General features: G+C 26.3%; 18 protein-coding genes, 1 pseudogene and 1 riboswitch. Of the genes and pseudogenes, 13 read left to right on the top strand and 6 right to left on the bottom strand.

The window, feature by feature from the left end:
- Window positions 1-185: 185 nt before the first annotated feature.
- A riboswitch (cobalamin riboswitch) is annotated at window positions 186-372 on the top strand.
- Window positions 373-492: 120 nt separating this feature from the next.
- The 5 genes from BGI42_RS15635 to BGI42_RS15655 all read left to right on the top strand — a co-directional run bounded on the left by BGI42_RS15635 (window position 493) and on the right by BGI42_RS15655 (window position 4,147).
- Window positions 493-813 carry a CGGC domain-containing protein gene (locus BGI42_RS15635; RefSeq protein WP_069681260.1) on the top strand — a complete coding sequence of 107 codons (321 nt, stop codon included), beginning with the start codon at window positions 493-495 and terminating at the stop codon, window positions 811-813.
- Between the two features lie 56 nt (window positions 814-869).
- Window positions 870-1,880: an ABC transporter substrate-binding protein gene (locus tag BGI42_RS15640; protein WP_069681307.1), complete on the top strand. Its 1,011-nt coding sequence runs from the start codon at window positions 870-872 to the stop codon at window positions 1,878-1,880.
- A 2-nt stretch (window positions 1,881-1,882) separates the two neighbouring features.
- A complete protein-coding gene (locus tag BGI42_RS15645; RefSeq protein WP_242984774.1) occupies window positions 1,883-2,971 on the top strand; it encodes a FecCD family ABC transporter permease in 1,089 nt (362 codons plus the stop codon).
- Window positions 2,971-3,744, top strand: a complete 774-nt coding sequence (locus tag BGI42_RS15650) for an ABC transporter ATP-binding protein (protein ID WP_069681261.1) — start codon at window positions 2,971-2,973, stop codon at window positions 3,742-3,744. Before BGI42_RS15645 ends, BGI42_RS15650 begins: the two co-directional genes overlap by 1 nt.
- 238 nt (window positions 3,745-3,982) lie before the next feature.
- Window positions 3,983-4,147: a YvrJ family protein gene (locus BGI42_RS15655; protein WP_069681262.1), complete on the top strand. Its 165-nt coding sequence runs from the start codon at window positions 3,983-3,985 to the stop codon at window positions 4,145-4,147.
- Window positions 4,148-4,314: 167 nt separating this feature from the next.
- Here the strand turns inward: BGI42_RS15655 and BGI42_RS16650 are convergent.
- Window positions 4,315-6,337, bottom strand: a pseudogene (locus tag BGI42_RS16650) (M13 family metallopeptidase).
- A gap of 237 nt (window positions 6,338-6,574) precedes the next feature.
- Here BGI42_RS16650 and BGI42_RS15665 point away from each other — a divergent pair.
- Window positions 6,575-7,330 (top strand): endonuclease/exonuclease/phosphatase family protein, encoded by a 756-nt coding sequence (locus BGI42_RS15665; protein WP_069681263.1) that lies wholly within the window; start codon window positions 6,575-6,577, stop codon window positions 7,328-7,330.
- A 202-nt stretch (window positions 7,331-7,532) separates the two neighbouring features.
- On the opposite strand, the gene BGI42_RS15670 is transcribed toward BGI42_RS15665, so the two are convergent.
- Both BGI42_RS15670 and BGI42_RS15675 read right to left on the bottom strand, forming a co-directional pair.
- Window positions 7,533-8,141, bottom strand: coding sequence for a DUF1062 domain-containing protein (locus BGI42_RS15670; protein ID WP_069681264.1), 609 nt, complete (start codon window positions 8,139-8,141; stop codon window positions 7,533-7,535).
- Between the two features lie 266 nt (window positions 8,142-8,407).
- Window positions 8,408-8,620: a DUF4865 family protein gene (locus BGI42_RS15675; RefSeq protein WP_275542710.1), complete on the bottom strand. Its 213-nt coding sequence runs from the start codon at window positions 8,618-8,620 to the stop codon at window positions 8,408-8,410.
- Window positions 8,621-8,787: 167 nt separating this feature from the next.
- Here BGI42_RS15675 and BGI42_RS15680 point away from each other — a divergent pair, with 167 nt between their 5' ends.
- Window positions 8,788-9,288, top strand: coding sequence for a nitroreductase family protein (locus BGI42_RS15680; protein WP_069681266.1), 501 nt, complete (start codon window positions 8,788-8,790; stop codon window positions 9,286-9,288).
- Between the two features lie 295 nt (window positions 9,289-9,583).
- Here BGI42_RS15680 and BGI42_RS15685 read toward each other — a convergent pair whose 3' ends face one another.
- Complete coding sequence (locus BGI42_RS15685; RefSeq protein WP_069681267.1) at window positions 9,584-10,441, bottom strand: AraC family transcriptional regulator; 858 nt, start codon at window positions 10,439-10,441, stop codon at window positions 9,584-9,586.
- Between the two features lie 257 nt (window positions 10,442-10,698).
- Entirely contained in the window at window positions 10,699-11,343 is a 645-nt protein-coding gene (locus BGI42_RS15690) for a TetR/AcrR family transcriptional regulator (protein WP_069681268.1), read from the bottom strand.
- Window positions 11,344-11,498: 155 nt separating this feature from the next.
- Here BGI42_RS15690 and BGI42_RS15695 point away from each other — a divergent pair, with 155 nt between their 5' ends.
- The 6 genes from BGI42_RS15695 to BGI42_RS15720 all read left to right on the top strand — a co-directional run bounded on the left by BGI42_RS15695 (window position 11,499) and on the right by BGI42_RS15720 (window position 19,476).
- Entirely contained in the window at window positions 11,499-13,160 is a 1,662-nt protein-coding gene (locus tag BGI42_RS15695) for an MFS transporter (RefSeq protein WP_069681269.1), read from the top strand.
- A 37-nt stretch (window positions 13,161-13,197) separates the two neighbouring features.
- Complete coding sequence (locus BGI42_RS15700; RefSeq protein WP_069681270.1) at window positions 13,198-13,671, top strand: DUF6790 family protein; 474 nt, start codon at window positions 13,198-13,200, stop codon at window positions 13,669-13,671.
- 163 nt (window positions 13,672-13,834) lie between these two features.
- The gene (locus tag BGI42_RS15705) at window positions 13,835-14,563 is read left to right on the top strand and encodes an endonuclease (RefSeq protein WP_069681271.1); all 729 of its coding nucleotides are present in this window, start codon (window positions 13,835-13,837) and stop codon (window positions 14,561-14,563) included.
- 565 nt (window positions 14,564-15,128) lie between these two features.
- Window positions 15,129-15,776, top strand: a complete 648-nt coding sequence (locus BGI42_RS15710; RefSeq protein WP_069681272.1) for a response regulator transcription factor — start codon at window positions 15,129-15,131, stop codon at window positions 15,774-15,776.
- A gap of 202 nt (window positions 15,777-15,978) precedes the next feature.
- Window positions 15,979-17,139 carry a HAMP domain-containing sensor histidine kinase gene (locus BGI42_RS15715; protein WP_242984777.1) on the top strand — a complete coding sequence of 387 codons (1,161 nt, stop codon included), beginning with the start codon at window positions 15,979-15,981 and terminating at the stop codon, window positions 17,137-17,139.
- A 36-nt stretch (window positions 17,140-17,175) separates the two neighbouring features.
- The gene (locus BGI42_RS15720) at window positions 17,176-19,476 is read left to right on the top strand and encodes a glycoside hydrolase (protein WP_069681274.1); all 2,301 of its coding nucleotides are present in this window, start codon (window positions 17,176-17,178) and stop codon (window positions 19,474-19,476) included.
- A 244-nt stretch (window positions 19,477-19,720) separates the two neighbouring features.
- On the opposite strand, the gene BGI42_RS15725 is transcribed toward BGI42_RS15720, so the two are convergent.
- Window positions 19,721-21,388 carry an FAD-dependent oxidoreductase gene (locus BGI42_RS15725; RefSeq protein ID WP_069681275.1) on the bottom strand — a complete coding sequence of 556 codons (1,668 nt, stop codon included), beginning with the start codon at window positions 21,386-21,388 and terminating at the stop codon, window positions 19,721-19,723.
- Window positions 21,389-21,410: the final 22 nt, after the last annotated feature.

Consider the following 21,410-nt stretch of genomic DNA (forward strand, 5'->3'; position numbering starts at 1 on the left):
AGTGGTGAAGTTTGTATAAAATTTTAGATAAATTAGATTTTTGTTTTTAAAAATAAACCTTTTTGGCATATATATCTTGTAACTAAAGATCACTTTTAAATAATAAGTTCTTTTTTATAGATGTAGAGAAATTTAAAAGTGTTTGCTTAGTTTACTTATAATATGATAAGATATTTAAGAAAAAATTAAATAGGTTAGAAATGGGTTTAATAGATACTTAAGGTTTATTAATTAAAAGGGAAGTGGGTTTGAATCCCACGCGGTCCCGCCGCTGTAATAGATGAGTTTCTACAATTGTCCACTGGGAAACTGGGAAGGAAGTAGAAATGATGACGCTTAAGCCAGAATACCTGCCTGTTTTAATGTACTAATAACTCTACGAGTGATAGGGGGTATACAATGTTAAAAAAAATATTTTGGGGATAAATAGCCTTTTAACTTGTTGTTAAAAGGCTATTATTTATGAAAAAATTTATTTTACTAGGAGGAAAAATGAAAATAGCTATTGGGGTATGCGAAAAAATTAATGGAATATGTACAACTATGGGATGTTTTAAGGCTTTAAACAATAGAGAAAAAAGCTTTAGTGTGTATAAAAATGAAAATTTAGAGCTTATGTCCTTTTTTACATGTGATGCATGTTCAAATAATTCAGATGAAAATTTAATTAGTATTGCTGAAAAATTAGAACAAGCAGGGGTTAAAAAGCTTCACTTAGGTGTTTGTATTGTTAAATGTGAAACTAAGAGAACTAATGAAATAAAGGCAATATTTGAAAAATATAATATAGAAGTAATAGAAGGTACTCATTAAAAATGTTAGTAAAGGTACAAGAAAATACACGAGATATACAAAGGAGATTAGATAAAATGAAAAAGATAGTAAGTATTATTTTAGCGGTTTTTGTTATGTTTGGGATAAATGGATGTAGTAATAATACAAAAACTGAATCTAAAACACAGATTAATGTAGAAAATAGTGATAAGCAATCATTACATTACCCAGTTACCATTACAACGTATAACTATGCTAAGCAACCAGTTAAAGTTACATTTGAAAAATCACCAGAAAGGGTTGTTGCAGTATATCAAAATTCTATAGAAACATTATTGGCATTAGGATTAGGGGATAAAATTATTGCAGCATCAGGACTAGATCACGATGTTAAAGATGAATATAAAAATGCTTTTAGTAAGTTAAAGTATTATGAAAAAGCACCTACAAAAGAAGAAGTTATTGGATTACAACCTGATTTTATTTTGAGTTGGTATTCTTTGTTTGGTGCGAAAAGACTTGGAGATGTAGACTTTTGGCATGAAAGAGGAATAAAGACATATATGTCACAAAACAGTGGGGTTATTAAACCAAATACCTTACAAAATGAATATGATGATATTTTAAATATGGGAAAAATTTTTAACGTAGAAGATAAAGCTAATGAAATAGTTAATACAATGAAACAGGAAATTGAAAAATCAAAAGAGTTTGTTAAAGGAAAAGAGAAGGTTAAAACAGTTATTTTAGAAGTAGAAAAAGATGGTGTATATAGAATTTATGGAGAAGACAGTATAGGTGGAGATATTGCAAAAGAAGTTGGAGCAGATTTAGTAGCAAAATCAAATGGTAAAATAGGAAATGAAGATTTAATAAAGCTTAATCCAGATGTGATCTTTACTGTTTATTATGGTAAAGAAATTGATAGAGATTCTGCACTAAAAAGTATTCAGGAAAATCCAGCACTTTCAAGTGTTTCAGCCATAAAGAAAAAACGTGTTAATCCTATAATGCTAAGTGAAGTTTATTCTAGTGGTATCAGAACTTTAGATGGTATAAAAACAATTTCAAAAGGATTATATCCTGAACTATATGGAAATAACTAAGAATGAAAAGAAATTATAAAAATAATATACAAAATGGTTTATTTGAGGGAACATCTATGTATATAGGTGTTTCCATTGTACTTTTAGCTGTTTTGATTTTTTCTATTTTAATAACTGTAACTATAGGTTCTGTTGACATATCAATAAAAGATGTTTATGAAATTATAATATACAAACTGTTTGGTATTGGTGATGCTACATATTTATCAAGTGGACCTGTTCATGATATTATATGGTTTATAAGGCTTCCAAGGATTATTTTGGCAGTTACTGTAGGGATAGGGCTTTCGATATCTGGAGTTATAATGCAAGCAGTGGTGAAAAATCCCTTGGCAGATCCATACATATTAGGTGTTTCTTCAGGTGCATCATTAGGAGCTACATTAGCTATTTTACTTGGCATAGGCATTTTTTTTGGCAGTAATTATATAGGAATATGTGCTTTCATAGGAGCATTTGCAGTATCAATACTTGTATTAACTCTTGCAAATGTAAACGGAAGGGCTAATTCAACTAAGCTTTTATTAGCAGGAATGGCATTAAGTACTGTATGTTCAGCATTTTCAAGCTTTATTGTATACTTTGCAGATGACAGAAATGGTATGCAAAGTATAACATATTGGTTAATGGGAAGTTTAGGTGGTGCAAAATGGGAAAATATAAAAATAATAATTCCAGTTGTGATGGTAGCTACATTATTTTTTATTACTCAATATAGAACGCTAAATTTAATGTTACTTGGTGATGATGTTTCTATAACTTTGGGTACAGATTTACAGAAGTATAGGCAAGTTTATTTAATAATTATATCTATTGTAATTGGTTTTATAGTATATTCATCAGGAATGATTGGATTTGTTGGACTTATTATTCCACATATTGCAAGAATGATATTTGGAACAGATCATAAAAGAATTATTATATTATCAGTGTTAATAGGAGCTATATTTTTGGTTTGGGCAGATGTTTTATCGAGAATTATAATACCAGGATGTGAACTTCCAATAGGAATATTAATTTCTATGATAGGTGCTCCAAGCTTTATATATCTTATGATAAGTAAATCATATGGATTTGGAGGTAATTCTTGATGAATGTAAAAACTTTAGATGTTGAGTTCCATTTAGGGGAGAGTCATATTCTCAATGGAATAAGCATTAATGCGAAGGAAAAAGAATTTATTGGTATTATAGGACCTAATGGAAGTGGTAAAAGCACACTTTTAAAATGTATATATAGAGTATTAAATCCTTCTACAGGAGCTATATTTTTAGATGGTAAAAATATTAATGACTTTTCTATGAAAGAGAGTGCAAAAATAATGGCTGTAGTATCTCAACATAATAATTGTAATTTTGATTTTACTGTTGCAGATATGGTTCTTATGGGACGAACACCACATAAAAAGTTTATGGAAAGTAATAATGTTGAAGATTATAAGATAATGGAAGAGTCTTTGCAAAAACTAGGAATGCTTGATTATGCTAAACGAAGCTTTTTAAGTTTATCAGGTGGAGAAAAACAAAGAATAATTCTTGCAAGGGCTCTAGCTCAAAAAACAGAATGTCTTATTTTAGATGAACCTACAAATCATCTAGACATAAAGTATCAGCTTCAATTTATGGCTACAGTGAAAAAGCTTGGTATAACAGTTATATCTGTAGTTCATGATTTAAATATTGCAGCTTTATATTGCGATAAAATTTATGCTATTAAAGAAGGCAAAATTATTGAAAGTGGAACGCCAAAAGAAGTGTTAACTGAAGAATTAATAAAGTGTTTGTATGATGTTAACGCTAAGATTATAGAGGATGAACAAACAAAGACTTTAAATGTTATTTATAAACCTTTTTATATGGAATAATGGTAAATTGAATTAGATAGTATAAATTCATATTATCATCCATAAAGTTTTAGATAAAATTAACTTTTATTTCTAAAAACAAAAATTCTTTGCATATATATTTGTAACTAAAGATCATTTTTAAATAATACATGTTTTAAAGAAATACTTATAATATGGCATAAGATAATAAATATATCCTTAAAACATGATATTAAATTATTATGAAAAATTAGTTTAATTAAAGGAGGATTGTTTTATGGAAGATATGGTGATGTTAATAACTAATGTTGGATTTCCTATTGCAGTTGCTTCTTATCTTTTAATAAGATTTGAATCTAAAATAGATGCTCTAACAGTATCTATTAATGCTTTAACTAATGTAGTTGTGAATAATTCTAAAGATGGAACTAAAAATGTATAAAATTAAAAAATATTTCTGGCTAATGTAAAAATATGCAGTAGATAATCTCGTTTTTATACAAAATTATCTACTGTCTAAAGTTTAGGATTTATAATTGCAGATTTTATGTTGATAATCTATTATTATCATAATCTCTTTTATATCATTTATTATTATTTCTAATTTATCTACCAAATTTGTAATCTATCTTGTGGTTTTATATACATTTTATCATTTTCTTTAATTCCATATGTTTCATAGAATTTATCAAATTGTGCTAAAACTACATTTGCTCTTATTTTATTAGGAGAATGTGGCTCATATAGAAGGTTATTAATTTCAGATTCTTTTGTATTAATTTCACGCCATACAGTAGCATTACTTTCAAAAAATTCTTTATAATTAGGATTTGGCATTTGTCCTAAAATATCTAATGCACAAGCTATTCCACCGATGTCTGCTATATTCTCTCCTACTGTAAGATCTCCATTTACATTATTGCCTCTGTCTGTTTTTAATTTGCTATAAAAATTTCTAACCTTATTTGTTTTTTCTTGGAATTTCTTATAATCTTTTTCTGTCCACCAGCTATTTAAATTTCCATCAGCATTATATTTAGCACCATTATTATCAAAAGCATGACTAATTTCATGACCTATAATAGCGCCAATTGCACCTAAATTATGTTCTCTACTTGCATTTTCATTATAGAATTCTTCTTGTAAAATTCCAGCTGGAACTGTAATTGTGTTTGAAGTTGCTTTATAATAAGCATTAATTGTTTGTGGTAAACAATTAAATGTTATTCTATCTACAGGTTCATTTAACTTACTGAATTGTTTTTCTTGAAAAAATTCACCTAAATTTGAAATGTTTTCTAAAAGTGAACCGCCGTCTTCAAAAGATTTTATTTCTAAATCTGAGTAATCAGCCCATTTTTCAGGGTATCCAATTTGAATATTAAGCTTATCCAATTTTTCAAGTGCTCTTTTTTTAGTTTCTTCACTCATCCAATTTAAATTTTTTATTCTAGTTTTATAATTTGTTATAAATTCATTTGTCATATTTTCAACATCATCTTTAGTATTTTTTGAAAAATATTTTTCAATATAAATTTTACCAAATGGTTCACCTAAAAATGAATTAACCATATTAATAGCTTTTTCTTCTTTAGGTATATCCCCTTTTGCTCCTGAAAATTTATTAGAAAATTCTACTGTGGCCTTTTCAAAATCTTCTCCTAAAAAAAGTCGCTACTGCATTTAAATCTTGAATTTCAATATAATCTTTTATTATTTGTAAGTTATTTTCATTATATGTATCATTTAGTGTTTTTAACCATTTAGGCTGAGTTAAAATTATTTTATTAGCATTATCTATTTTTAAATTTTTCATCATAGTTTTTAAATCTAAATTTGGTGCTAAAGCATCAAGTTCATCTAAAGTATAAACATTATATTGTTTATCTATAGCATTTGAATCTTTTGTTATTTCTTCTTTTCTAGTTATTGATGGTGCTATCATATTTTCAAACTTAAATAAATTATCTACTTTTACCTTTGCTTCTTTTTCATTATATCCAGCTAAAGTTAAAATTTTAGTATAATAATTTTCTGTTAATTCTTTTAATCTTTTAGTATTTTCTGTTGGTTTTATGTAATTATCAGAATATGCTAAACTAAGAGGTGTAGCTGCGATATATAATGCATGTTTAGTTACATCTTTTACATCAACTTCACAAGAAAATGGTACTAAAATATTCCCAACTTCTGAATCATTAATATCATCTAAGCTTTTTATATTTCTTATATCATCTAACATTTCTTTAACAGCTTCTGTTCCTTGTTTGTTTCTAGCCTCTGTATTTAAAACATTTTTATATAAATTTATAATTTTCTTTTCATCACTATCTTTAGGGTAGCTATCTTCATTTGCCAGTAATTCTTTTATTATATCTTTTTTTTGCTGTGTTACTGTTTTATATGCTTCCATAAATGTTGAATTAGACGTATATCCTGGATCAATTTTAGCTGTATTTAACCATGTTTTATTGATTGCTTTATAAAAATCATCTTGCAATCTTAAATTGTCTTGTACAATTACGTTGTTTGTGTTTTTTACTTCTGCTGCTTTAACATATGTTAATTGAGACATAAACAATAAACATGATAAAATACATGCTATAGCACCGGTTTTTTTGAATCTTGCCATTTAAAAGTCATCTCCAATTCTTAATAAAATTTAATAAATTATGACATAATTATATCATCTATAATTATCCAATGTATACAATTAATTATATTTATATAAATTTAAGTTATTATTGTAATTTCAATTCTATATTATCTCAATTAAGTTTTTTCTAATGAATACTTATATAAAAATTACTTATACTAATAACCAATATAACAGAATTATAAGAATATAAACTAGATTGGAGATAAAACTATGAATATAATAAATATAGGAACATGGAACTTAGAATCTGATGACTCTGATGCTAATTTTCTTGCAAATCAAATTTTAGAAAATAATTTATTTAAATATGATATATGGGGATTTAGTGAAGTGAAAAATAAGAAAGTATTAGATATATTAACTCAAACCTTTACTAATCATAGTGGAAATAAATTCAGTTACTTTATTGGTGATACGAAAAATAATGATAAACTTGGTATAGTTTATAACACTGAAAAATATGAACTATTAAAAGCTGGAGAAATTGATACTACTGATCTAGGAAATCCAAATCATAGAGATACTCTTTTAGGATACTTTAAGCAAATAGAATCTGGTAAGGACTTTACAATTGCTGTAAATCATTTAGCTAGAGGAAATAGAGAAAGTCGTCTTGAACAAGTTAAAATATTTAACCTATGGTCAATTGAAGAAATTAAAAAAGGTAATTTGATTTTTGCTATTGGTGATTATAATTTTGACTGGGATATAAAATTAAAAAAAGGAAATCGTTCATTTGATACATTTATGGCATACAATATTTATGATTGGATTATGCCTGAAGAATTAATAGCTACTAATCTACATAAGAAGTACAACAGTATACTAGACTTTATATTCTATGCAGATCCAAATGAAACAATCGTTGAAGCAACTTCTCATATTCTTCTTAAAGATATTTCGAAAGATACTCCATGGGGAAGTGATCATAGACCTGTTATAGCTTCTATAAAAGTTCAGGAATAATTTTTTGTTTAATTTTAGTTTATGTTTTAAATATGTGTTAATATTTAAAACATAATCAATGTGCAAATAAAAATGTATAAAATAAAAAAACACAGTAGATAATTTTGTGTGAAGATAAAATTATCTAAGGCATCTTCATGCATGTACTATTTTCATATATTTTTTAATGTTTTTATTATTTCTTTAGTATTATTATCTTTTTTTATGAATTTATAGTTTTAAACTCAGCATTATTTAAAACATGTATCTCCATTTTATCTTTTACTTTTATATTTAATGAATTTTTATTATCTTTAATAAAGATTAGTCCTTTTTTATGCATATTTTTTATTTTGTTTCTTGAAATTTTAAGTTGATCACTTAAAAGCTTGTCTACTCTAAGTTCTATTGGATATTTACAAACTATTTCAATAATAAGTTCATTTTCTGTGCTATAATATGTTTCTAATTTCTTTTTAATTAATGCATAATTAATGTGTTCTAGAATAACTTTAGCTTTACTTTTATTGTATATACTTAAATTAAAAGCATATTTTAAAGCTAATTCTTTATCATTAGAAAGAAATTCTTCATACTCATATTTATTAATATCATAGGGCTTTATTCTTTCATATATTGCCATGTTCCAAGTGGATTTACATTTTTCACATTGATAAATCAGCCAAACATCAATACTATTTTTATTTGCATTTACTCTAAATTTTTCACTATTTATATAGTGTACTTTTTCATTACATTTAGGACAGTTTCTTATTACTATTGGCAAATTTTTGGGGATTATCTCCCATTGATATTTATTTAAATAGCTCATTTTACTCCTTCCAAGTTTTCAATTTTTAGGATTTACAAAGGCTATTTCATTACATTTTTATAATAATTTAATATCCTATGTTATGCACTAAAAATATACATTGTCATAAAACATCCTTTCAATCTTTATATATATATTTTTTATTAATTCTGTATATTACATAAAACATCATTATTTATTTGATTAAAAAGGCACTCAAATGGATGCCTAATGTTGATTTATTATTTTATTGATTTTTCTCGCATATTTCTAAAATTATTTTTTTCTTATGATATATGAAGTATATTATAAATTACACCTTTTTCTGATTTTACTTTACTTAAATCATCTATAAAATAAAATGTATTATATTTCCATTTATCTGGATTATAAATAACAACATATTCTGCATTATCAATCTTAGGTATATCTTTTTCTATTTTATCTTTTAAATTTTTCAAACTTTCTTGAGGCATTATTTCTTTTGTTACTTCAAATATATATTTTTAAGAGTTTTGTTGGTATATTAAATGAATACTATAATACAAAATAATAGGTACTTGTTATACAGAAAATTATTTTGTATAATAATACCATAAATAACAAAAATTATATTTTAAAATAGTGTTGATATTTTAAAACATAACCAATTGGAGGGTATTTAAAGATGGATGCAATATTAAATAGAAAAAGTATAAGAAAATATAAGGATATAAAGGTAAGTGATGAAATTGTTGAAGAATTGTTAAAAGCAGGTATGGCAGCACCTTCTGCAGGAAATGAACAACCGTGGGAATTTATAGTTTTAAGAGATAAAGAGATTATGAGAAAAATAACTGAAGTACATCAATATTCCAAAATGCTATTAGATGCAGATGTAGCAATTGTAGTTTGTGGAGATGAATCAAAAGAAAAATTTAGAGACTTTTGGATACAAGATTGCTCAGCTGCTACAGAAAATATATTAATAGCTGCTGAAGATAAGGGGTTAGGTGCTGTATGGTTAGGCGTTTATCCAATGGCAGACAGAGTTGCTCCAATTAAAAAGCTTTTAAATTTACCAGCTAGTGTAAACCCTTTATCAATAATACCTGTTGGATACCCAGCTGAACAAAAAGAACCAGGAGATAGATTTAATAAAACAAGAGTACATTATGATAGGTGGTAAAGATAACCTATTTTATATAACCAAAAGACTGCAAAAAAGCATTATCCTTATTACAGTGTAAAATTTTAATTATTTCATACACTAATTTAATGTTACTATTTACATAAGGTATATTCTTAATAGTATTATTAACATTTTCACTGTGTGTAAGTTCTAGTAACCAAATCATAGATTTAGTCTGTCACTTATAGAAAAAATTTCGAAAAAATAAACCTATATAATTTTTTCTATTTAAAATTATTAACTGTTAGATAAATTAGAATTTAATGAACTCCAATTTATTTTTTTTACATATTTATTTTTTCTTAACAGGAATCCAAATTTCACTATAGTAGTTTTCATCTTGAATACCTTTTGGATAATCAGCCACATTAGTGTACATTTCAATATTATAACCTGCTGCAATTTCATAATCCTTGCAATTAGGTAGCCATTCTGAGAAGATTCTTCTATTCACATCTTGCAGAGATTTTGGCATTGCCCCCTTACAACCAAAAACAGCCCATGTGTGTTTAGGAATAATCTTTGTAACAAAACCATTAGGTATTTCTATTGACGGATTATAATTGTCTGCAATCAAATATTCAAATTCATCTGAATCCATGCTTTCATCTATACATACTCCGTACATTCCACATACAAATTTTTCTTTTCCTGTTTGAAAATGCTCTGTCCAAAACTGTGGAATTTCTGTAATTGCACTATCATATTTAAACACCTTTGATACTCCCATAATAGTAAACGAATCTTTTTTAACAATTTTGTAATCCATAATATAACCGCCTTCCAATAAAAATTTAATTTTCAGTGGAGCAAAAGATTTAATCATTGCTCCATCTTTTCGAACAGCAGTAGGTGTTACACCATGAAATCGAGTAAAAGCTTTTGTGAAACTATCTGGTGAAGTGTATCCATATTTTAGTGCAATATCAATGATTTTTTCATCAGTAGAAACAAGCTCACTGCCGGCAAGAGTAAGCCTGCGTTGTCTCATATACTCTCCAACCGTAAAACCACAAAGCATTGCAAAGCCTTTTTGGAAATAGAACGGAGACATAAATGTTTTTTCTGAAATATTTTTTATTGTGATTTCTTCAGTGATATTTTCCTCAATATAGTTGATAGCTTCACTGATTCTTTCAATCCATTCCATAATCATCACCCCTGTCTGTACATATATCTTATATTTTTTCAAGCGATTATTCCCGACTTTTTGTGTTATGTTTTGTCTTGTCTAAAAGATTATTAAATAACCTGTACATCAAATTCCTATTTATATAATTCTCAAAAATCTTCTTATTTTTATTGTAACATATTTTGTAAATATATTATTGCTTGTGATACAGCATTTCTAATTATAAAAAATAGCCTTAGGCAAGTCATATAAATGCCTAAGACTAAAAATATTACTTATTTGTTTATATAATCCGTACAATCCTCAAACAAACAGTATAGCATATTAACACATTTTTCAATACATAAATCCATATCTTTCATTTCATCATTGTATATAATTTTATGACATAGGTCATCAATTATGAAAAATGAGTAATGAAAAAATATGTTTTTTTCTTCTTCTCCTTTAAAAGGTATAGATAAAACTCTAAAAATATCTGCTATATTTTCATCCCTACGTTTTTCTTGTTCTCTTCTTATCATAGCGATATCTTCATCCAAAAGTGTTAATGCTTCCATTTCATCGTGAAATGTTTTAGAAAAATCATGATTTTTTATCATCATTTTTATAAATAACTTAAAAAGTTCTTTTGCTTCTTTTGGATTATTAAGTTTTTTATCAACATTCTCTACCCAAAAGTTATGGGTTGGATATATAAATTTTTCATTAAGGTTTTCAATTATTTTAATATAAATATTCTTCTTATCTTCAAAATAGGCATATACAGAGCCTGTAGCAACATCTGCTTCTTTAGCTATGTCTGCTGTAGTGGTATTGTAATAACCTTTTTCATTGAATAATTTATAAGCTGCTTCTAATACTCTATTATATTTTTCTAAAGCTCTTTTTTGAGTTGGTATCCTTGTTTTTCTTTCCATTTTTATCACCTACTTTAATAATAAAAGATAGAAAAATAAAAGTCAATAGACCTGAAATTAATTTCATATTTTATTGACTTTTATTTTTTACCAATTTATAATATGAATATGAAATTAATTTCATATTATAAATAACAAAAATTTTGGAGGGTATCATGAATAAAAAACAAAAAATATTAGCATTTATTTCTTTAGTAATCGCTTGTTTCTTAACAGTATTAGACTCAACTATAGTTAATGTATCTTTGCCATCTATGGCTAATTATTTTAAAACTGATATAACAGGAATATCTTGGGTGAGTACAGCTTATTTAATCCCTTTTTCTGCTCTTTTAATAAACTTCTCAAAAATTGCAGATATTTATGGAAGAAAGAAACTATTTTTAATTGGTCTTTTAGTATTTGGTTTTTCATCTATATTTTGTGGACTATCTACTTCTCTTTATATGATTATAATTTTTAGAATCATACAGGGTATAGGTGCTGCAATTCTTACTCCACTATCTATTCCTTTAGGCATAGAATTATTTGGGAAAAATTCTATGTCAAAGCTTTCTATTATAATTGGTATGACAATCTCTATAGCCGCAGCTTCTGGTCCAGTTATAGGTGGAATCTTAAATGAAGTCTTTAATTTTAAGGCAATATTTTATGTAAATGCTCCTTTTATTCTTATTTCTTTGTTTTTAGGCGCAAAATATGTTAAAGAATGTTATGACAAAACAATAGAAAAAAAAATCGATGTTATTGGTTCTATATTATTGAGTTATGGAATCGGAGCACTCACTTTCTTACTTGTTAAAGGAAATTATTACGGTTGGGAAAGTACAAAAATTGTTACTTTAATTATTACCTCTTTAACATCAATTATCATTTTCCTAGTATATGAAGTTAAATCAAATAATCCAATGATAGAGTTTAAGCTATTCAAAATAAAAAGCTTTACTTCTTCCACAATAATAATTGGAGTAATATTCTTTGCCTATATGCCTATATCTTATTTAATGAATTTCTACCTAGAAAATCAATTAGGTTATACAGTATTGAAATCTGGAATTATGCTAGGTATAGTAAGTTGCATCTCTTTTATTATGTCTCCTATTTTCGGCATTATATCTAAAAAATATGGTGCTAGAGTTACTTCTCTATTAGCTATAACGTTTGTATCTATTGGAGATTTTATGTTTGTATTTATGAATAATTTAAATAATATGAAGATAATCTATCTTTCTTTTATTATAGTAGGACTTGGTATTGGTGCAACTTCCCCATTATATCAAAGCGCTTTTGAAGAAATCTCAAATGATAAGAATGGTATTGCTTCAGGCATACTAAATAGCTTTAGGCAACTGACTGTATGTTTAGCTATAGCTTTAGTTTCAACATTAAGCAGTTATTACACTACTCAAGCTATAGACAATACAAAAATCAGAATTATAGATACAGTTAATAAAAATACAGTACTTGAAGAGCAAGTTAAATCTACAATATGTGATAAAATAAAAACTTCAAATACTAGAAACAATACTTCTTTTTCAAAGGATACAGTTAATAAATTAATTAAATCTGAGGAGAAAACAGTATTAGCAACTGTTCCTAATAATAAGAAACCAGCTGTAAAAGAAAAATTCAATGTACAAGCAAAAGAGATATATAATATCTTAGATAAGGCAATTGTAATAAAAAATGATGAAAGCAACAAAGTTTATAATAAGTGTTTCCTTTTCACAGCAATTATTGCAGTATTAGGCCTAATAGCAGTACCTTTTAATAAAAAATCTATATTTTACTATGATAAAGCATATATACAGAATTAAATGTAGTATTATCTTAATTTATTAGGGGGAAGGATTAATGAAAAGAATTGATTTATATAAAGTATCAATAATAATATTCTTTGTATTTATTCCTATAATTGGAGTTATAACTGATATTTTTATTTTTAAATCTAAAATTAATATATCTAGTCTAATATTTAAATGGTTTGTTTTTTCAGGTATTGGATTAAGATTGTTAACTGCTGGTTTAAAACAAGCAACTAATCCATCATTTACAGCAAATGAAATATTTAAGATAAATGATGAAAAGAGTTTTACTATAGTTAGAGAAATTGGATTTGCAAATATAAGCTTTGGACTTATTGGTATATTATCAATTTTCTTCCAAGAATTTAGGTTAGCAGCATCCTTATCAGGAGGATTGTATTTTGGACTTGCTGGATGTCTGCATCTTTTTAATAAGAATAGAAGTAAAAATGAATTATTTACAATGGTTTCGGACTATTTCATATTCTTTGTCTTGATAAATTTAATTATTCTTAATATATAATAAAATTATAAAATAAGAAGTTGTTGCACTAAGTATAGTTGTGTAACAACTTCTTTGCATAAAAACACTTAATTACAAAATAATAATATTGTTATTTTATATTTTAAAAAAGCTAAAAAAGTAGATATTTGATAATTATTAAAAGATATAAGGAGGAAAAATTATGAAAAGAGAAGAATTTATTGAAATAGCAGGAGGTATTTTTGAAAATAACAGTTATTATAAGAAGTGGGGTGCAAGTGAGAAACGTGAGAATTTTTGGGATTTCTTCAAACTAAATGATGATAGATTTCCTTATATAAAATCAGTATATGCTGGAATAGAGATAGATGAGCTTCTAAGTAAAAAATTACATAGTATAGAACATATCTTTCCAAAGGGACAAATGAAGGAGTATTTAAAATCTAAAAACATTAAAGATACTATTATAAAAGGAGCTACCACAAATCCACTTAATTTTGCACCTGCCCACAGAGAAATAAATTCATATAGAGGACATCTACCATTTGACATTGAGTATGAAGAATTTGATGGAAAGATAAATGCTAAAATTATAAGAAAAGTTAGATTACAATTTGAACCAAATTATAATTATTGGGGAAGAGACCATGAAGATGAGTGGCTTGTTCCACCAATAAGTAGAGGAAATGTTGCTAGAGCAATGTTATATATGTGTTTAATTTATAACATAAAAGAACTTTATCAAGAACATATTAATGTATATAAGAATTGGTGTAAAATAGACCCTCCAAATGCTGTAGAAATAGAATACAATAAATGGGTTCATGAAAAACATGGAATAAACAATCCTTTTATAACTACGGATTATAATAATATGATTAATTTACTAAATGATGAAGAACTTTTAAATTCTATATTGTTAGAAAACTAATAATCACAGTCATTATTATACACATTACAAAGTTAAGTGTGAAATTTATATTTATTAGTTTGGGATCTACCACCATAATCAAAATAAAAATACAGAGCTTTTATAATTAAGTCCTCTGTATTTTTACACTATATAATTTTTAGTTAAACTCTGTTGCTTTAGTACTCATATATAATTGTGTAAATAGAAATTTGTAAATACTATATTATTTAGTTTTCAAAAGGCATTCTTATATTTTCATTAACTTTCTTCTTTTAATACAATAAGAAGGAGAACCTTCTTCATCTGGACTTAGTTCTCCTCCATTACTTAAATACATTGCTTTTTTAATTATTACTCCCAATACCCTGAATTATCATATATTTCATCATCATAATTTTAACAATACCTTAGGTTTCATTTAATTACTAGCATACCTTTATTTAATTTTCGTAAAAACTTTAATTGGGATATTTCTCAATTGAAGTTTTTTAAATCTATATGGTAGTATTTAAATACTAAGTTTTAATTATGAAAAATATAATAAAATTAAATATTACTTAATAAATTTAAGGAGGATAATTAATTGAATGTACTAATAGCTGATGATGAAAATAGTATGGTTAAAATATTAGAAGCTTATTTTAAAAAAGAAGGATTCAATACATTTATAGCAAAGGATGGAGAGGAATCTTTAGAAATATTCAACTCAAATAACATTGATTTAGCTATATTAGATTGGATGATGCCTAAAATAAATGGAATAGATGCCTGTAAATATATAAAGGAAAATAGTAATACAAAGGTATTAATATTAACAGCCAAAAGTCAAAATGAAGATGAGTTAATAGCTTTAAACTGTGGAGCAGATGAATTTATTAAAAAACCATTTGATCCAAGAATATTACTTATAAGAGCTAAAAAACTAATTCCACTTAATGATGAAATTAATATAGATGACTTGAAAATCAATATAGGGGAAATGAAGGCTTATAAAGGGGAAGAGATATTAAAACTAACAAGAATAGAATATGAATTATTATTAGTATTTATTAAGAATAAAGGTATTATCTTATCAAGAAATAAGCTTATAGATTTAGTATGGGGTATGGATTATGAAGGAGATTATAGAACTGTAGACACTCACATTCGTAGGTTGAGAGCTAAAATAGGCGAAGATACTATTAAAACATATAGAGGTATTGGATATTGCTTGGAGGTGAATTCAAATTAAAATTAGAAAGAAGCTTTCAATTTGGATTTCATTAATTGTTGTATGCATTTCAATAATTTCAATAGCTATAAATGTTATATTTGTAGATAAATATTATATTTATGAAAAAAGAAAGATTTTAAACAAAGTAGGAGAAGAAATAGTTGGAATACCAGCAAAGGATATTATAAATAATATAGATAAGATTGAAGAAGATAGTGCAGTGATAATTGTATATTCAGATATTAATGGAAATCTAGAGTATATAAATGAAGATATTATAAGATTATTTGAAAAAAAGAAGATTAAGCTTAATAAATTTTGGATTACAAAAGATACATTAAATAAATTGGAAAGTAGTAGTGTAAATAAAATATATGATCAAGGATTAACTAAATATAAGGTATTAACTAAATTTATAAAAATAGATGATTACTTATTTGTAATAGGTATGCCATTAGTAAATATGGATGAAACTATAGGCATAATAAATAAATTTAATATGTTTTTAATGGTAATTTCTATAATTTTAATATTATTTTTAATATATATTATCTCAAAAAAAATAGTAAGACCTATAGAAAATTTGAAGGAATTATCTAGGGATATTGCTGTTTTGAATTTTAGAAAGGAAGATATAAAAACAAATGATGAAATAGAGGAGCTTGCAGAAAGTATTAATGAAATGAGTGAAAAGATTGAAAAGGCACATAATGAGATTAATACTCAAAATAAAAGATTAAAAGGATTAATATCAGATATTTCTCATGAGTTAAAAACACCATTGGCTCTAGTTAAGGTTTATAGTCAAGGATTAGAGGATGGGCTAGATGATGGAACATATATTGAAACTATTCAAAAAGAAGTAGATAACATGAATTTTTTAATAGAAAAGCTTTTATTTTGGGCAAAACTTGAAAATAAGAAGATCAATAAATCAAAGTTTGATCTAGGTAAAAAAATTATAGCTACAACTAATAAATATAAGTTAATAATTAAAGAAAATAAGATTGATCTGTCATTAAATATAGATGCCACTAAAGAGTATATAGTTAATGGAGATGAAGATGGTATAGAAGTTGTACTAAACAATTTAATTACCAATGCAATTAAATATACTTATGATAAGAAAATAGAGATATCTATATTTCATGAAAATAATAAAATTAAATTTACTATAGCCAATGGAATCAATAAATACAATATTGATGAATTTGAAAATATATGGAGACCATTTTATGTGCTAGAAAAATCGAGAAGTAAAGAATTATCTGGTACAGGATTAGGCTTACCAATAGTAAAAAGTATTTTAGATAATCATTCTTTTGATTGTGGTTTTAATATAGAAAATGATAAAATTGAGTTTTTTGTAACATTCACGTAACATTCGTAAGTTATTTTAATTTACGAGGTGATAATAATGAAAAAATTAATAGCTGCTATAATTCTAGCATCAATAACTATAACAGGGCTACTAGTTGGATGTGATAAAAATAATTTATCAAACATAAAAGAATATAAAAAAAGTGAGACTTTAGACTTTAATTTTAATGTAGAGCCAGAGACGTTTAAGATAGAGATTGAATCAAATGGTGTTAGAGAATTAGCTTCAAAACCATTAGCAAATATGGAAGTTTCAGATTTAAAAAATACAGGAGACAGTATTTCATGGAACTATAAACAAAAAGATATTAATGTAGAGATACAAAAGAAGGACAACTATTTAGATGTAAATATAAAGTCTACTAAGAAAGAAGAAAATGAATTTACTTGGCCAAAAGTAAATGGTGAAGGTTATCTGTTGCCATTAAATCAAGGTAAGTATATACCAAGTGATGATGAACTTTGGAAGGAATACTTAAAGGAGAACGAAATAAAGGGACTAGAAGGTTTATCAATGCAGTTTTTTGCAGTCAATCAAAAAGACTACTCTTTAGTGTATGTAATAGAAAATCCATTTAACAATGATATTTCCTTTAATACAGAGGAAAATATAGAATTAAATTTCAAACATAAGTATCCTTCAATAAACGAAAAAAGGGAATATGGATTTAGAATATACGTAACTCCAAAAAATCCTGTTGATGTTGCTAAAACATACAAAGGATATCTAGTTGAAAATGGGGAATTTAAGACTTTAGAAGAAAAAGCTAAGAATAATAAAAAAATTGAAAGACTATATGGAGCACCTCATGCTTATTTCTGGGATACTTGTGTGATATCAGAGGGAAATATTAAGTGGAATACATTAATAGGAAATTTTCCAAAGGATTTAAGTGCTTGGATTCAAGAATTATTAAAATCTAAAGTTGAAGATGGAGAAGAGATAGCAGAAGCTTTCAATGACATAAATAATTTAAATTATGTTGATAAATATACAAAAAATAGAATTATAAAAGGATTAAGCTCAGTATTACAATTAGAGGAATTTCATAACTCAAAAATATTTAATGATATAGATAACCAAAGTAAGAGTTTAATTGATAAAGGATTAGAAAATTTAAATCCTGTAGAATTAATTGATTTAAATAAAAGATTATTAAAAAGTAAGCTTGGAAATAGTGTAGATTCTATTGAAGAGTGGGCTAATGAAAATACTATAGATATACTAGATGATATCAAAGCTTCTGGCTTAGATAATATGTGGATTGGATTAGATGATTGGAGAGAAGGGTTTAGAAAACCAGAATTTATTAAAAAAGCAAATGAAATGGGTTATTTAATTGGTACCTATGATTCATATCATTCAATACACAGACCAGGAGAAGAGCAATGGATAACAGCAGCATTTAGTGACAAAACACTTTTTGAAGATGCAACTGTAACTAAAAAGGATGGCAGCAAAATAGAAGGATTTAAAGGAGTTGGAAGAAAACTTAATCCTACACTTGCAATGCCAAGTGTTAAAGAAAGAGTTAATGGTATATTAAATACAGGATTACAGTTTAACTCATGGTTTTTAGATACAGATGGGACAGGTGAAGTGTTTGATGATTATTCACCAAATCACATAACTACAGAAGAACAGGATATACAAGCTAGAATAAAGAGAATGGAATATTTTCAAGAAGAACATAAAATGGTAGTGGGTACTGAAGGTGGAAATGACTTTGCTAATAAAACAATAGCTTTTGCACATGGTATAGAAACACCATCATTTTCATGGATGGATAAAGATATGAGTAAAAATAAAGATAGTAAATATTATGTAGGAAGATATTATGCAAGCTATGGTGGTGTACCAGAAATGTTTTCTAAACAAATCCCATTAAAGGAGATTTATAAAAAGTTATTTATAGATACAAACTATACAATTCCACTATATAAATTAGTGTATAATGATTCTGTTATAACCACACATTGGTGGGGATGGGGAACATTAAAATTTCAAGATTATATTCAAGATAGAATGTTATATGAAATTCTTTATAATGTACCTCCTTTATATCATTTAGATAGAGTTGAATGGGAAAAGCATAAAGATGAAATAGTAGAGCATAGTAAAGTATGGTCTAAGTTTAGCAAAAAAGCAATTAATAAAGAAATGACAGATTTTAAAATATTATCAAAGGATAAGCTAGTCCAAATGACTAGTTATGGTAATGATTTAAAAGTAATAGCAAACTTCTCAGGTAAAAAAATTACGGTTGAAGGAGAAAATATAGAAGCTAAATCATTAATTATAATTGAAGGAAATAATAAAACAATATATACTCCATAATATATATATGGCCCTAGCTTAATTGCTAGGGCTCTATATTATTTGAAAATAAACAACTTTTCTTAGTGAATTTATTTGTTACAAATCAATTTTATACTAGAATCGGTTTTTTATTATTTTCAAGTTAATTTTTTTATCAAAATTCATATTGGACATTATTTGTATATTTACTGTCCGTAAATCAAGTAATTATATAATACTACTTTACTGTTTTACATACTGTCTAGGTACTCTTACACGTAATTTATTTTATAAGTTGTATTATTTCATCTAGTTTTTTAGCTCCAAAATAAATTTTTTCATCATTTACAATTATAGCTGGTACACTCATTACTTTAAACTTATCTTTTATTTCTTTAAAATTAGAAATATCAATCATTTCTGTTTCCACATTTTTATTTTCTATTGCAATCCTTTGAGAAGAAACTACAACATCTGGACATAAATGACAAGATAATGATACACAAACTTTTATATTTGTATTCTTATTTATGTTTTTAATCTCATTTAACACTTCTTCAGATATCTGTTGTCCTGGTCCCCCAAGGTTATATATTGCTAAAATAAATGAATTTAATTCATGACCTCCTGGCACTCCGTGGAATTTAACTCCACTATAATTTTTATTTTTATCCAAAAGTGCTACTACTGGAAATTTATTTGCATTTATCTTATTTTCAATTTCTATATTTTTTCCTTTACTATAAATCTCTACGTTTATTTTTTCTCCTAAATCTGCAATATCTAATATTAAATCACTTAATTCTATTGACTTTGTATTTTCTTCATCTACTATAGATACAAGAGTAACATCATTCTCTATTCTAGTTAAAACACTTTTTAATTGAGTTCTTAAATCATCATTTAAAAGCTTACTTCTTCTTGAAATAATCTTTCCATCTATGTCCTTTTGGGCTACTACTTCTTTTTCTTCATTTTTAACTATATCTGCTTCATCCTTTATACCAAGCTTTTCTTTTAATTCAATAACATATTTTTCTGCTCTAGTTGCTGCAATTGCACCATCTGAAACTGCTGTAACTATTTGCCTTAATTCTTTTGGTCTTAAATCTCCAGCAACATAAACCCCTGGAATATTAGTTTCCATATTTTCATTAGTTATTATATATCCACTCTTATCTAATTCTAATATTCCTTTAAATAAATTACTTTCAGGAGAATATCCCACAAATACAAATACACCAAAGGCTCCATCTTCTTTTTTTGCATAATACTCAAAAGTATCATTAGTTTTATTATTTATAAATTTAGCATAGTTTAACATTTCAGTTCCATTAACTTCAATTACTTCTGTATTAAACTTAACATCTATTTTGGGGTGATTTAGTACTTTATCTGCAATTGACTTTGCACAAGTAAATTCGGGCTCTCTTGCTATTACTATTACTTTTGTTGCATATTTAGTAAGAAATATAGCTTCTTCAGCAGCTGCAAATCCAGCCCCAATTACAAATACCTCTAAGCCTTCAAAAAATTGCCCATCACAAGTTGAACAATAAGCAACACCTCTACCTATAAATTCTTCTTCACCCTTAAATCCTAATCTTCTTGGAGAAGCCCCAGTTGCAATTACTACTGATCTTCCTTTAAATTCTCCTTTATCTGTTTTTAAGATTTTCACCTCTCCTTTTAAATCTACTGCCTTTACTTCTGCTGTAATAAAATTAACACCAAAATCTTTAGCTTGATTTCTCATCTCTTCCATAAGTTTTGGTCCATTACTATTTCTAGCACCAGGATAATTAGAAATTTCATAAGTTTTATTTACTTGTCCTCCTAATTCTCCCTTCTCTATAATAAGAGTATTTAATTTAGATCTCCCTGCATATATACTTGTTGAAAGTCCTGCCGGTCCTCCACCGATTACTAATAAATCATATATTTTCTCCATCCTTATTCCCTCCCCTTTATTC

Origin of the sequence: Clostridium taeniosporum, assembly GCF_001735765.2 — a bacterium.
GTDB lineage: Bacteria > Bacillota > Clostridia > Clostridiales > Clostridiaceae > Clostridium > Clostridium taeniosporum.

Excerpts from the sequence above, each read along its gene's own strand:
- BGI42_RS15720 (WP_069681274.1), top strand. The coding sequence starts at position 17,176 with ATGAAAAAATTAATAGCTGCTATAATTCTAGCATCAATAACTATAACA.
- BGI42_RS15635 (WP_069681260.1), top strand. The coding sequence starts at position 493 with ATGAAAATAGCTATTGGGGTATGCGAAAAAATTAATGGAATATGTACA.
- BGI42_RS15685 (WP_069681267.1), bottom strand. The coding sequence starts at position 10,441 with ATGGAATGGATTGAAAGAATCAGTGAAGCTATCAACTATATTGAGGAA.
- BGI42_RS15645 (WP_242984774.1), top strand. The coding sequence starts at position 1,883 with ATGAAAAGAAATTATAAAAATAATATACAAAATGGTTTATTTGAGGGA.
- BGI42_RS15680 (WP_069681266.1), top strand. The coding sequence starts at position 8,788 with ATGGATGCAATATTAAATAGAAAAAGTATAAGAAAATATAAGGATATA.
- BGI42_RS15725 (WP_069681275.1), bottom strand. The coding sequence starts at position 21,388 with ATGGAGAAAATATATGATTTATTAGTAATCGGTGGAGGACCGGCAGGA.
- BGI42_RS15705 (WP_069681271.1), top strand. The coding sequence starts at position 13,835 with ATGAAAAGAGAAGAATTTATTGAAATAGCAGGAGGTATTTTTGAAAAT.
- BGI42_RS15665 (WP_069681263.1), top strand. The coding sequence starts at position 6,575 with ATGAATATAATAAATATAGGAACATGGAACTTAGAATCTGATGACTCT.
- BGI42_RS15695 (WP_069681269.1), top strand. The coding sequence starts at position 11,499 with ATGAATAAAAAACAAAAAATATTAGCATTTATTTCTTTAGTAATCGCT.
- BGI42_RS15700 (WP_069681270.1), top strand. The coding sequence starts at position 13,198 with ATGAAAAGAATTGATTTATATAAAGTATCAATAATAATATTCTTTGTA.
- BGI42_RS15655 (WP_069681262.1), top strand. The coding sequence starts at position 3,983 with ATGGAAGATATGGTGATGTTAATAACTAATGTTGGATTTCCTATTGCA.
- BGI42_RS15650 (WP_069681261.1), top strand. The coding sequence starts at position 2,971 with ATGAATGTAAAAACTTTAGATGTTGAGTTCCATTTAGGGGAGAGTCAT.
- BGI42_RS15690 (WP_069681268.1), bottom strand. The coding sequence starts at position 11,343 with ATGGAAAGAAAAACAAGGATACCAACTCAAAAAAGAGCTTTAGAAAAA.
- BGI42_RS15640 (WP_069681307.1), top strand. The coding sequence starts at position 870 with ATGAAAAAGATAGTAAGTATTATTTTAGCGGTTTTTGTTATGTTTGGG.
- BGI42_RS15670 (WP_069681264.1), bottom strand. The coding sequence starts at position 8,141 with ATGAGCTATTTAAATAAATATCAATGGGAGATAATCCCCAAAAATTTG.